Genomic DNA, 13654 nt, shown 5'->3' with positions numbered 1-13654 from the left:
TATGAATTCAAGCGCCGAAGGCGTATCATCGCCGGGCAGCGGCATCACTGCACAACGATGTTCATCCTTATACCAGCATAATCCGGGTTGAGTTCCTCATCGGACTGCATGTCCAGGATCGGCATGCCCTCCGCCGACCAGTGCACGCGGCGAACCTGCGCGTCCCGCCCGCCGTAGCGGCCGGATTCGTATTCGGCGTTGTGGAATACGTAGATCAGATTGCCGTCCTCGTCGTGCGACCACATGCCATGGCCGGTTCCGAGCTGCCATGCACCGTTGTACACGCCGGATTTCTGCAGCGGATAGTCGAGCTTGGTCCAGGTGGCGGGATCGGTCAGATCGGCCCGCTGACCGGCCGGCGCGGTCGCCAGCCCGGTCGTGTAGTCGATGCCGACCAGCGACCCCGAATAGATCAGGTAGATCCTGCCTTCGTGCACGAATGCGTTCGGCCCTTCGGCGATCATATTGTCCCACGCGAATTCGGGCACGATGATCTGTGCGGGCCGCGAGGTGAGGCGGGACGGGCGGGACGGGTCGAAGGAGGCGATCCACACGCTGCCGACCTGCTGCCAAGCGTAATACCAGCGCCCGGAATCCACGATCACGGTCATGTCGAGGCTGATGCGCTGCACCGGATTGAGCGCCTCGCCGTGCGCGCCGAGGATCGGCTCGGGCACGGTCCAGTGCGCCGGATCGCGCGGATCGAGGTCACGGCCGTCCGCATCCTGCCTGAGCTGCATGATATGGCAGATGCCGGTCCACATGTCGGGCTTGCCGGCACGGTCGTTCGCGGTGCCGTCGGGATTGGTCGGATCCCCGTCGAAGCAGGGCATGAACAGGATCGAGAGTTTGCCGCCGATCACATGCAGTTCGGGCGCCCAGAAGCAGCCGGTCATCGCACGGCCCTCCGAGTTCCGGTCGCCGCGCCGCAGCAGGTCGATCTCGCGTGCGCGCCCGCCAGCCGCGTCGGACAGCCCCTCGATGGTGGACGCGACGCGCAGCGGCATATGCGCGCGGCCGCCGCGCGGGTCGACGCAATTGCCGTCGGCATCCTCGGTCGCGATGAACAGGAACATCGGTTCGCCGTTGAAATTCCAAGCGAACACCGACGGATCGGCGCGCTCGACCGCGAAGGGGACCGGGTACACGCTCTGGCGGACCCGTCCGTCGACATGGCGGGTGTCGCCCGGGCGCAGCAGCCCTGCGGCGGCGTCATCGGCCAGCCGGGCGAGCTGGGACGCATCCCAGTCGACCGCGCGGACGGCGGTGGAGCCGTCGGAATAACGCAGCACGGCGACCGTCTTGCCCAAAACGCCGACCATCTCGCGTGCGTCCTCGCCGCGCAGACCCGCCGGCAACGTCGTCGGCCGCACGGACACGCCGGTGTTGTAGACGCGGCCGAATCGGGCGATCAGGGACGCGGCCTCCTTGGCGCCGATCTCGATCACGTTGCCGGGCACCGCGCCGGGAATATCGTGGGCGACGGCCGGCGCGGCATCGAACGCCGCATCGGCAACGACCGAGGACGACTCACCCGCAGCGCCAACGGCATTCGCAGCATCTCCGGCATCCGCGGCGGGCATGGCGATCACACGACCCGGAGCCTCGAGGATGTCGTCGACCACGGCGTGGCGCGCGCGGCCGCAGTCGTCGGTCCAACGGATCGCATACCGGCGGTTCGCGGCATCATACGAGACGCTTGGTGACCGCACGCCATCGGCCGTGTCCAGGCGGACCAATCCCAGCTGACGGTAAGTGAGCAAATCACGACTCACGGCCAGCAGGAAGGCCGACCGCTCGGAGCCGTCCGGCACGCCGTCGCGATCGGTACGCGTGGCCGCGATGCCGAAGCGGCCGTCCGCCAGGCGGAACAGGAACGGATCCTTGAGGCTTTTGAGCGCGATGTCGACGCCGGGCATCACCGCATCGTAGGCGACGGCTCCGCTGACCGGGCGGACGTCTCCCCCAGCCTCGCCGGCACCACCATTGGGCCCATCGGACCCGTCAGACCCGCCGGCCCTGCCGGCCTTGCCGGTCCCGACACAGGAATCAGCGCCTAAATCGGCCGCCGCGGTGCAGGCGCGCCGTGCGAGGGCGGGCACCGAAGCGTTCGGCACGCCGGCGGCGAAGAAGATGCCGTAGTTCTCGTTCAACGGCTCCCACTTGCCCGACACCGGCGAGCGCAGCGCCAGATGCATGCTCAGGGCGATATCGGCGTTGTTCGCCTCCTCGCGCGAGGTGGGGACACGCGTGTAGCACAGCAGTGAGTAGGGATTCGCCATCGCAACGCCCTTTCGGTTCGACTTTTCTTTTACATCGATGTACACTAGCATACAGGTGATTACATCGATGTACAAATGCGGCGTCGCTTCACCGATCCCCCGGCTCCATCCACCGCGATGCAGCCCGGCGACAACCCGAAACGACCCGACGGCATCCGCTCAATCCCGTTACCACACCGACCGAAGAGAGGTTCATCACCGTGATCAACTCAGCACGCAAAGCCCTCGCCGCGGCACTCAGCGCGGTGCTGCTGCTCGGCACGCTGGCCGGCTGCGCCGCCAGCGGCACCGACAAGGACGCGCACTCCGCCGACGGCGCGAACACCAGCGAGACCGCCACCAGCAGCATCAAGCGCGGCGAATCGCACGACCCGTCCATCGTCAAGGCCAACGGCAAGTACTACATCTTCGGATCGCATCTCGCATGGCTCAAAAGCGACGATCTGATCAACTGGACCAGCTTCAAGAACAACTTGAGCACCGACTACAAGACGATCTTCGCCGACATCTGGACCGACTGGTCCAAGCAGTCCTCCAACCCCGACGTCGACGGCAATATGTGGGCGCCCGACGTGGTTTGGAACGAGACGATGAAAAAGTGGTGCATGTACATGTCGATCAACGGCGCGAACTATCGCTCGGCGATCGTGCTGCTCACCGCAGACGACATCGAGGGCGACTGGACCTACGTGGGGCCGGTGGTCTACTCCGGATTCGAGAAGGTGAACGCCGCCAAGACCGACGTGTGGAAGGTGCTCGGCGAGGGGGCCGACCTGGCCCGCTACGCCTCGCAGACCGACACCGGCATCAACGCCATCGACCCGTGCGTGAAGACCGACGACAACGGCGACATGTGGATGACCTTCGGCTCGTGGTTCGGCGGCATGTGGATGTTCAAGCTCGACCCGTCGACCGGCCTGCGCGACTACAACGCCACCTATGAGACGGTGGCCAACCAGTCCGACGCCTACTACGGCGTCAAGCTCGGCGGCGGCTTCGGCAACTCCGGCGAGGGTTCCTACCTGCTGCACACGAACGGCTACTGGTACCTGTTCGCCTCCTACGGCAACCTGCAGCAGACCGGCGGCTACCAGATCCGCATGTTCCGCTCCGACAAGATCACCGGCCCGTACGTCGACGAAGCCGGCAACACGGCCGTCAGCACGCGCGCGATCGGCAACAACTGGCAGAGCGACATCGGCATCCGCCTGATGAGCTCGATCCAGTGGAGCGGCAACGACAACGCCAACATCGAGGTGGCGCAGGGCCACAACTCCGCGCTGGTGGACGACGACGGCACCGTCTACCTCGTCTACCACACCCGCTTCTCCGGCACCGGCGAGAAGCATGAGGTGCGCGTGCACGAACTGCTGCCGACCGACGACGGATGGCTGGCGGTCGCGCCGTACGAATACACCGGAACCAGGGCCGCCGACACCAAGTACACCGCCGACGACGTGACCGGCGACTACGAACTGGTGACCCACGAGCAGAATACCTCGTTCAAGGGTCCGAAGAAGGTCAACGAGAAGAACAGCACCGACTACCGCGGCGTCAACAAGCCCGTGAGCATCACGCTCAACGGCGACGGCACGGTCAGCGGCGACAAGACCGGCACCTGGAAGCTCGACAAGTCCGACGGTACCGGCGACGTGACCGTCACGCTCGGCGACGTGACCTACCACGGCGCGTTCGACAAGCTGCCGCGCGACAAGGACGGCAAGGACGTGATGACCTTCTCGGCGCTCGGCGGCAACGTGTGCGTCTGGGGCTCGCAGAAGTAGGCCCGTAGGGTGCGTGGCGCGCGGGCATCCGCGCGCCACGCACCCTACGGGCCCATACCCGCCGTCGTATCCGCATCCGCCGCATCCGCATCCTCCATACCCGCATCCGCACAAACAAGGAACATCCATGAGCGAACACGAACAATCCGGCGAGCGCCCGCTCGATAACGGCCATGTGGCGATCCACGACCCGGCCATCGTCGAGGACCACGGCGTGTACTACATCTTCGGCACGCACCGCCGCTGCGCGCGCAGCACCGACCTGGTCCACTGGGAACGCTTCGAGAACAACCTGAGCCGCGACCCGGCCTCGCTGCTCGGCGACGTCTGGCAGGCGTGGCCGCGCCAGCCCGAAAACCCGGATCTGGAAGGCAACACCTGGGCGCCGGATGTGATCTGGAACGACACAATGCGCCGCTGGTGCATGTACCTGTCGGTCAACGGCCACGAATTCCGCTCGGTGATCGTGCTGCTCACCGCCGAACGGCTCGACGGGGATTGGACCTACGTCGGGCCGGTGGTCTACTCCGGGTTCACGCCCGGCAACGTGGACCGCACCGACGTGCCGCGCGTGCTGGACGCCGCGGCGGACGCCGAGGGGCTGAAGCGGTACCAGTCGCTGAAGAACACGCGGATCAACGCCATCGACGCGGCGCCGATCCTGTGCGAGCACGGCGATATGTGGATGAGTTTCGGCTCGTGGTTCGGCGGCGTGTGGATGTTCAAGCTCGACCCGAAGACCGGCCTGCGCGACTACACGGTCCGCTACCCGCTCGTGCCCGATGCCGCCGACCCGTACTACGGCGTGAAGGTGGCCGGCGGCTACTGGAACTCGGGCGAGGGATCGTACTTCGTGCGCCACAACGGCTGGTGGTACCTGTTCATGGCCTATGGGTGGCTGGGGCGCACCGGCGGCTACCAAATCCGGCTGTTCCGCTCGAAGAACCTGGTCGGGCCGTATGTGGACCAGAACGGCAATCCGGCGATCTCCAACGGCGAGATCCCCGACAACCACGAAAAGGACACCGGCATCCGGCTCACGTCGTCGGTGATGTGGGGCGGCGGTCCTGCCTACGAGGCCGAGGTGGAAGTGTCTCAGGGGCACAACTCCGTGCTGCGGCGTTCCAGCGACGGACGGCTGTTCCTCGTCTACCACACGCGCTTCATCGGCCGGGACGACGGCGAGTACGAGGCTCATGTGCGCGAACTGCTGCCCACCGCCGACGGATGGCTGACCGCGGCGCCCTTCGCCTATCAGGGCGGGGACGCCCGCACCCCGGCCAACGCCGAATCCATCCTCGGGCAGTATGAGGTGGTGCGCCACGACCCGCACACCTTCTTCAACGGCACGCGCAACGAGGATGGCTCCTACTACGGCGTCAACCGGCCGGAGACGATCACGCTGGAGGCCGACGGGCGCGTTACCAGCGGCAGCGCCGTCAGCTTCTTCGACACCCCCGAGGCGAATCTGCCGCGCACCACCGACGGCCCGGCCACGCGCGGGGCGTGGAGGATACTCGGAACCAATCTCGCGGGCGTCAGCTGCTGCGACGGCGATATGGCCATCACGCTCGACGGCGTGACGTACACCGGCGTGTTCGCCACGCTGCCGCGCGAGGCGGATGGGGCCAGAACGGCCACCTTCTCCGCCATCGGCGGGAACCGCTCGATCTGGGGCGCGCGAATAGGGTGATTTCGGCATCTGAGCGGTGCCTCGATGCATGGTAGGTGCGAGTTGTCGGTGCGCGGGTTTCGAGACCGACCTATTTCGGGCAGATTATATCGTTCAAAAACGCGAAAATCGGCCTCCAGAGGCCTCGGTCTCCAACCGCACGCACCGACAACTCGCATCTGCATCGCATCAGGAGGTGATTCAGGCCGGGTCAAGGCATGCGCGAGGCCACAATAGGCCAAGATATGCGTGAGGCTCCGGTCCCGTAACGGGGACCGGAGCCTCACGCACACAATAAGCCGCAAAAAGCGGCGCTACACTTGGTTCCCCTCGCTGAGGGGAGCCAAGTGTAGAGACAGACCGCTTCGCGGCCAGCTCATCCTGCAATTAAGGACAGCCTTGTGACCGTGGCACCTATCAGACGGCGAAGAAGAACTGGAACAGCCAGGCGCCGATGATCGCGCCGACGATCGGGGCGACGACCGGGATCCACGCCTCGTTCCAGCGGGAGCTGCCCTTGGACGGGATCGGCAGGATGGCGTGCAGCAGGCGCGGCATCAGGTCGCGGGCCGGGTTCAGGCCGGGGCCGGTCGGGCCGCCCATGGAAGTCACGAGGCCCCACACGATGAAGCCGACCACGATGGCCGCGGCGGCCGGGTCCTTCTCGCCCCACGGGTCCATCAGGCAGCACAGCGCGCCGAACACGAGCACGAGCGTGCCGAACATCTCGTTGAGGAAGTAGTTGACCTTCTCGTTATCCGCGTCGGTGGTGCAGAAGGTGCCCAGGATCGCCTCGGCGTCCTCGGTCTCCTTGTAGTGCGGATAGTAGGTGATATAGACGATGAACTGGCCGAGCAGCGCGCCGAGCAGCTGCGCGATGATGTACGGGAGCACCTCGCCCCACGGGAACATGCCGTTGACGGCCTGGGCCAGGGTCATGGCCGGGTTGATGTGCGCGCCGGAAATGCCGCCGAACATGAGTACCGGGAACATGACGCCGAAGCCGTAGCCCATGGCGATGTTCAGCCAGCCGGCATGGTGGCCTTTGGTGTTCTTGAGTTCGACGTTGGCCACGGAGCCATTGCCGAAGATCATCAGGATGGCGGTGCCGAAGAACTCGGCGGCCAACTTGGTAAAGAGGGAATATTCCACTGGTGTTCCTTTTGCTTTCTTGGCTTCTCTCGAAAAAGTCCAACGATTAAGCTTACAGCAAGATATGTATTTTGCCGCGCCGTCATCAGGCATGGCGCCCGCGGCCTTTCCCAGCCTTCCGAGGCCCGGCTTTCCGCGGCCCGGCTTTCCGAGGCCCGGCTTTCCGCGGCCCGGCACCCTGCGACCCGCCTTCCCGGGACCCTTCATCCCGGACTCCGCCCTCTCGGGGTCCACCGTCCCGCGACTCGCCATCCCGCCCGGCCGGAACCGTGACGAAGCCCATGCGCCACTGGTAGAGCCCGACCAGCACAAGGGCGAGCCCGAGCCACACCGCCCACATGGGGAACGGCACGGCGATGTTCTTGCCCACATCGTCCTTGTCCCGCTGCGGCGTGGGCACCACGCGCTCCCCGGTGACGAGGATGCGGTGCGAGTTGATGCCGATCGGCGTGCACGTCACCAACGTCATCAGGTCCTTGCCCGGCTGCGTTTTAAGGTACTGGGTCTCGCTGGGTTCGACCACGCGCACGTCGAACACCCGGTAGGTGAACGCCTGCCCGAGTATCTCCACCACAAAGCTGTCCCCCGATACGATCCGGTCCAGATCGGTGAAAATCTTCGCGCTGGCCAGCCCCCGGTGCCCGGTGAGCACCGAATGGGTCGATTCGCCGCCGACCGGCAGCGACGTGCCTTCCAGATGCCCCACGCCTTTCAGCAACGTCTCTTCGGAGGTGCCGTGGTATATGGGCAGATCCACATCGATTTTCGGGATGCGTATGCGGCCCATGATGCCGGTCCCGTCGATGTTGAGCTGCTGATCGTACGGCAGGAGGCCGCCGTCCGTCATGCCGTTCGCATGGCCGTCCGCGATGGGCAGGCGCTCGTTGGCGCCCACGATCGCGCCGGACTGCAGCGCCTGGTTGTAGCGCAGCGCATTGTCGATCTGCTCGATGGCCGGCGGGGTGGCATGCCGCTCCTGCTCCTGCAGGTTCCTGAGGATCTGCACCTGATAGTACTGGTTGGTCCAGTTGGAGATGTCCGGATACAGAAAGATGACAACGCCGACGATGGCGACCACGCCGATCAGCGCGGCGACCTTGGAAAAGGTCCACGCCCGCAGGACGTCATAGCGTTCCGTTACATGATGGGCGATCACAGCCATTCCTCACACTCCTCACCGTGATGGGGCAACGGTGCCGGCAACGGCCGGCCCGGAGACAACAAGAGATGCGGCGCACGGCGTGACCATCGATATGGTCGCCGTGCGCCGCATCGGTACCTACGCCGGCCGATCCGGGAGACGGATGCCGGCCGGCATGCCCGGCGCCATCCGGCGCCTGTCAGGCATGCCCGTCAGCCTCCGCAGCCCCAGACCGAACCGGACGATATCACTGCTTGCCGCGGGCGCGGTGCTTGAACGCGGCGATGCCGGCGCCCATCACGAGTGCGCCACCGGCCAGCAGCATCAGGATGCGGCCGCTCGCACCGGTCAGAGGCAGGTTCGGGACCACGCCCTTGTTCGGTGTGTTCTCGATCGTCTTGTAGTTGGTGGCCACGTCGCCTGCACTCAGCGTGACCTCGGTAGTCCTGTGCGCTTCGTCGGGCGTCACGAAGCCGGCGGGAGCCTCGATCTCCACGATCTTGAACTTGCCGGTGTTCTGCTCGTGCAGCGAGAGCTCAACCTCGATGACGCCGTCATCGTTGGTCGTGAAGTAGTTGTCGGTGCCATTCATCACGGGGTCGGCGTTGCTGCCATCGCCCTTGACCGGGAAGATCTGGAACTTGGCGCCCTTCAGGGTCTTGGTGGTGTTGTCGGCGTCGACCTTGGTGATCTTCAGCTTGCCGACGTAGGTCGGGTTGGAGGGGATCTCAGGCGTATTCGTCGGAGGCGTCGGCGGGTTGTCCGGGGTCGGCGGGGTCGGCGGCGTGGTGCCGTCCACATCGGTCTCCACAGTCGGGTACGCCTTGTTGATGATGGTGCCGTCGCCGGCGCTCTTCAGTGTCGCCACGATATTGACATGCACGAAATGTCCACCCATATCCTTAACCTTCGTCAGGCCGGCCTCGGTGAGCACGATGCTGGCGTTGCTGCCGTTGGTATCGGCCGCAGGCGCGTACAGCTTGTAGTCGGTGTCCACGATCAGCTGGACGTCATCGGTCTTCTTGGTGTTCGCATCGACGACGCCGGCCGTCAGCGACTTGAACCGCACGGCGTCCGGCAGCGCATCCACGATCTGGATCTTGGTCAGCTTCTTGCCCGCAGCGACGCTGGGGATCTTGGTGTAGATGTCCCACTTGATGTCGTCGCCGACCTGCACGGTCTGGGAGGAGTCGGTCTTCTTGCTGGACTCGCTGACCTCGTTCTTCGGGTAGACGTGCACGTCGTACTGCCACTTTTTCGCCTCGGTGTCGCGCACCGGAACGGTCACGACGAACGGCACGGCCTTGCCGGTCACCTTCGCCGGAGCGCCCTTCTCGACCACGAGATACGCGCCGAGTGACACACCGGAGTCCTTGGTCATGCCCTGATCATCGGTCGCATTGGTATCGTGCGCGGTACCCAGGTTGTACTCGCCGATCCTCGCGTTACCGATCTTGGGGGCGCCTGCCTGGAAGTTCTTCGCGATCTTCGACAGCTCGGTAGCCTTGTTAAATCCATCGACGGTGGCGACATCGATGCCCTCAATCGGGTAGATGCTGAAGGTCACGCCGGCCAGCGGCTTCATGCCCTGGGGGATCGTGCTCGTGCCGTTGACCGAGAGCTTGGTCGTGTTGCCGATCTCCTCGTACTTGTGGATGGTGATGCTGCCGGTCGTGCCGGGAGTGATGTTGCCCAGCTCGCTCGCATCGATAGCGGTGGAACCGCCGCCGGGAGCGGCATGCGCGGTGCTGGCAAAGCCCAGCGCCGAGACCGCCACCACGGCGGCCAGCGCCATGACGCGCTTCATAACATTGTGCTTCATATTCTTGCTTTCTCTATTGTTGAATGGTCGTATATCGCTTGTCGGCTCTTGTTCCGCCGCAAGCCGTTCGCTCATGGAAACAGTTAGCGCCGCCTCCTTTTCCTGAACCAGTGGCCCATGATCAAAGCCGTTGAAATCATTCCCCCGCCCAAGACCAGGAACAGGGTTGACCCCTGCCCGCCGGTCAGCGGAAAATTCAATTGGAACCGCAACGGTATCGGGTCGTTGCCGATGCTCCAGTCGCGGCCTCTGCTCGATTCGCCGTTCGTAACGGTGAACTGCAGCGGTGCAGTCAGTTTCTGGTAGTACTGCGGCGCCTCGGTCTCGGTCAGCGTGTAACCGCCGTCCTCCAGCCCGACCACGCGGAACCGGCCCGGCGCCGGATCCTGGTCGGCAAGGCCCGAACAGTCGCCACCAGTGCAGTCGCGCACCTCGAGGCTGCCGCCGGGAACATGGTCGCCGGCGAGGGCCCACACGGATCCGCCCAACAACTTGGTATTGTTGGCGGCGTCCACCTTGGACCACTCAACCATGTTCGGCCGGTTGGTGATGGTGCACGCCACCGTGCCGGTCTTGTCGGCGGGCAGCCGCACACCCTGATGGATCGCGATGCCGCCGTTCTCGTCGAATGCGTAGTCCTTCACCTCCAGAGTTTCGGATCTCCCGCCCGCCATACGCACCACGCACTCGGTGACCGACCGGTAATCGGGGAGCACCGTCTTGGTGCCGGTCACCGCGGCGCCGTCCGGGTCGTCCGCCCGGGGAGCGTCGACCTGGATCTGCTTCGACGTGGTGGAGCCGGCCGGCGATTCGTCCACGCGATATACACTGCCCTGACGGGCGAGCGGCAACCGAACCGTACCGGTTCCGTTGTCGATCGTGCCGTCGCTGCCTGTGGTCCGCGTGGTAACCGAATTGCCGCGGTTCGCAATGGTCAGGTCAAATTGATCGCCGTTCCGCGCACGGCCGCCGTCCAGCACCTTGGTCAGCGTGATGGGCAAACCGCGAGGAACGTTGGCAATCGTGCAGTTGACCTGCACATTCTGCTTCTGCTGGCGCAATCTGTCCAGATACGAGTGCTGGAAGCTGCCGTAAGCGGGAAGCCGCATGGTCATGATTCCCGACCGCATGGTGGCGGTGAAGGGAGGAGCGCTTCTCACCAGCGCGCTGTTTGATTCGGGATCCAAAGCGCAGTAATAGAACGGCTCATAACCCGGAATCTGGTTGTCTGGATCCACGGTCACGTCGTTACCGTTCTCCATAAGCCGCTCGCCTACGGACGCCTGAGTCCCGAAAGACAAGTTTTGGCGGGTGACGGTACTATTACCCACGGTCGACCCCGTGCCGGTTGTGGTCGTCGTAGCCAGCTGCTGGTCCGCAAAGGTTCCGTTATCATCGGCGCTTCCCGCCTGCAGCATGAACTGTTCGTCACCCCAGCGCGAGGCGGACTGAACGCTGGCGCGAGGATCGGCGGCATTACCCACCGAGGAGTTCCCGCGCACCGTGACCAGCTTCTTGGTCACGGTCAGATCGATTTTGACCGTGCTCGTGGGACGGTTGACGAAGGTCAGATACACGATGTCGCTCTTCGCGCTCTCGGGGATCGTGACCCGGGCCTGCCAGCGAGTGGCGCCTCCGGTATCCACCCATTGCGGTTCCGTGACGACGCCAGCCGGGCATGAGGTGGTTCCATCCGCGCCGACGCAACGGAGCTCGGGCTTGGCGTAATGCCGCCGATCGCCTACGTTGCCGGTGGACGGGGTGACGGCATTGCCCTCCGTGACCAGGTAGGTCACGCCCTTGGTAATGGTGGCCTGCGCCTTGCGGTCCTGCAAGCCGACATCCGGACCATTCGTCTTGACGGCGTTCAACGTCTCCCAGGAGCCCATCCTGTTCTCGAGGATTCCCAACGAGACGTTGTCCCTCGGGGAATAGCGACCGTCCGGATAGTCCTTCTGCAGCACAAGCGTGACCGGCTTGGGGTCGGGCTTGCCGCATCCGGCAAGGTCGACGATCTCTTCTGGCGACGACTGCACATCATGCACGCGGGTGTTCCCCGTGTACCATTGCGACTTGCCTGGCATGAAATCGCCCACGACGTTGCGGTGGGCACTGTTGGTGCCGTTACCGTTAAATGCGCCGCCGATATAGAGATATAGAGATGGCCGCTGCCGACATCGGCCAGACCATCGAGACGGAAGCCCGAGGTACCCTTGGTCACTATCGTGGACCTGCCATTGGCGCCAAATTGCCCCATCCAGCCAGATCCCGGCCTTGCCGAGTTATAGTTCAGGCTCTTCCCGCCGGGGCGAACCGCCTGATCGCTATTCCTGGCAACGTTGGCATAACCGCCCCCAACCGCCATCTCCTTTTGCCGGAACGAGTCGATCTGCGCGTTGATAGGCGCGTCCGCGGCGACACTGAGCGCCGCAGCCCGGTTCAGTTCGGCTGCCGGCAAGAAATCCAGCTTGTTCTCCTCCGTACCGATATCGGCTTTCTGATACAGAAAATACAGATCGCCATTGTCGTTGAATGCGATGTCGCCGGTCCGGGACCCGGAATCCTGGAGGGTTTCACGCCGACCGATCGTATACCAGCCGACGAAATCGACGTTCCAGCCATTGGATTCGTCCAGTCGATAGAGATACGCACCCATGTTGTTGAGCACCTGCGGGCTGCGCCCCGCGGGAATGTATTGGGCCTTGACCACCAGAGCGGCGAAATAATACTTGCCGTCCTTTGGATTGACGGCGCCGCCGCGAATTCGGTACGCGGAGATGTGGTAGTTCTTCTTATCGGGAATATTGCCACTGAACACACGCGCATTCGCCCGGCGAAGATCCAGGGGGCCGGATTGCGTGAAGCTCCCGTCCGCAGAGCGCTTGACGATCGTATACTCCGCCAAGTCCTCATTGGTGAATGTAGGACGCTGGCCCCGCTTGAGCCGAGCGATCTGATCCAAGCCGATCTTGGGCTTCACCGCATAGGCCGCCCCCGCACTGCCGTTGGAGCCGCCATTGACGCCGAGCGCCTCGTAGGAACCGCTGCCGAACTGCTTGCTGAAGCTGAACCAGTAATTCTTGTCGGCTTCGCCCTTCTGGGTAAAGTTCTCGGCGGCGCCGGTCATCTGGCCACGATTGTCGTTGACGGACTTGTACGAATACACATCGCCGCCGCGGGTCAATGCGGAAAACTTGCCCTCACAGCCATCGGTGTTGCTGGCGGGGCGGGTACGGTGCACCGAACCCGGCGCGGCGGACGCGACCGGCGCGGCGGCGGTCGAACCGGCCATGGCTATCCCGGTCCCCAGGCACACGGCGACGGCCATGATCCCCATGACCAGCCTGCGCGTCATATTTCCACGAATCATTCCGTGTCCTTCCCCACAACGGCATCCGCACCGCAGCATTCGCGATTCGTCGAATCCCCTCAGACGATCATGCGCGATAACGGCCGTCTCCTTCGATGCACCGCAACAACATGCGGCTTGCACGCGAAGGCGAACGGCGTTCCTCTCCATGCGGCAGCAGCCTATGCAACTTACCCAAGCATGATTCAAGCCGCTTCCCGAATCCGCTTCAACCCCCGAGAACGGCTACACCCTTCATTTGAGCACCCCTATATGTCGCGGTACGCCGCGCATCGCACGTTGTCAAAAGCTCGTCCTTTGTCAACAACTCACCCCAACTTCGTCGACGTACGACGTGTCGCCGCGCCACAATTCAGCTGAGCGCAACATTTCTTGAAGAACCCGCCGATGTGTTACGCCGCGTTATGCGATGTCACGCAGGGTTATGCGGC

Annotated in this window: 8 protein-coding genes; 2 read left to right on the top strand and 6 right to left on the bottom strand. The window is 64.2% G+C overall.

Going from position 1 to position 13654, the window contains the following annotated elements:
• Positions 1-44 precede the first annotated feature (44 nt).
• Positions 45-2282, bottom strand: a complete 2238-nt coding sequence (locus tag BBSC_RS01235) for a family 43 glycosylhydrolase (RefSeq protein WP_033519750.1) — start codon at positions 2280-2282, stop codon at positions 45-47.
• Between the two features lie 200 nt (positions 2283-2482).
• Here BBSC_RS01235 and BBSC_RS01230 point away from each other — a divergent pair, with 200 nt between their 5' ends.
• Together BBSC_RS01230 and BBSC_RS01225 are read left to right on the top strand one after the other, a co-directional pair.
• Positions 2483-4066: a glycoside hydrolase family 43 protein gene (locus tag BBSC_RS01230; RefSeq protein ID WP_375713306.1), complete on the top strand. Its 1584-nt coding sequence runs from the start codon at positions 2483-2485 to the stop codon at positions 4064-4066.
• 127 nt (positions 4067-4193) lie between these two features.
• Entirely contained in the window at positions 4194-5759 is a 1566-nt protein-coding gene (locus tag BBSC_RS01225; RefSeq protein ID WP_046726154.1) for a glycoside hydrolase family 43 protein, read from the top strand.
• Between the two features lie 396 nt (positions 5760-6155).
• Here BBSC_RS01225 and BBSC_RS01220 read toward each other — a convergent pair whose 3' ends face one another.
• The 5 genes from BBSC_RS01220 to BBSC_RS14125 form a co-directional block, all read right to left on the bottom strand.
• Positions 6156-6890: an MIP/aquaporin family protein gene (locus BBSC_RS01220; protein ID WP_033516692.1), complete on the bottom strand. Its 735-nt coding sequence runs from the start codon at positions 6888-6890 to the stop codon at positions 6156-6158.
• Positions 6891-6975: 85 nt separating this feature from the next.
• A complete protein-coding gene (locus BBSC_RS01215) occupies positions 6976-8052 on the bottom strand; it encodes a class C sortase (RefSeq protein WP_070098285.1) in 1077 nt (358 codons plus the stop codon).
• A gap of 226 nt (positions 8053-8278) precedes the next feature.
• On the bottom strand, positions 8279-9853 hold the full coding sequence (locus BBSC_RS01210) for a SpaH/EbpB family LPXTG-anchored major pilin (RefSeq protein ID WP_161787627.1): 1575 nt from the start codon (positions 9851-9853) through the stop codon (positions 8279-8281).
• Between the two features lie 83 nt (positions 9854-9936).
• Entirely contained in the window at positions 9937-11817 is a 1881-nt protein-coding gene (locus tag BBSC_RS14430) for an MSCRAMM family protein (protein ID WP_331386613.1), read from the bottom strand.
• Positions 11721-13223: a hypothetical protein gene (locus BBSC_RS14125; RefSeq protein ID WP_033516721.1), complete on the bottom strand. Its 1503-nt coding sequence runs from the start codon at positions 13221-13223 to the stop codon at positions 11721-11723. Before BBSC_RS14125 ends, BBSC_RS14430 begins: the two co-directional genes overlap by 97 nt.
• Positions 13224-13654 lie beyond the last annotated feature (431 nt).

Origin of the sequence: Bifidobacterium scardovii JCM 12489 = DSM 13734 (assembly GCF_001042635.1) — a bacterium.
Classification (GTDB): Bacteria; Actinomycetota; Actinomycetes; order Actinomycetales; family Bifidobacteriaceae; genus Bifidobacterium; species Bifidobacterium scardovii.
Note: the sequence above shows the minus strand (reverse complement) of the source record. Positions and strands in the feature narration are given on the sequence as shown.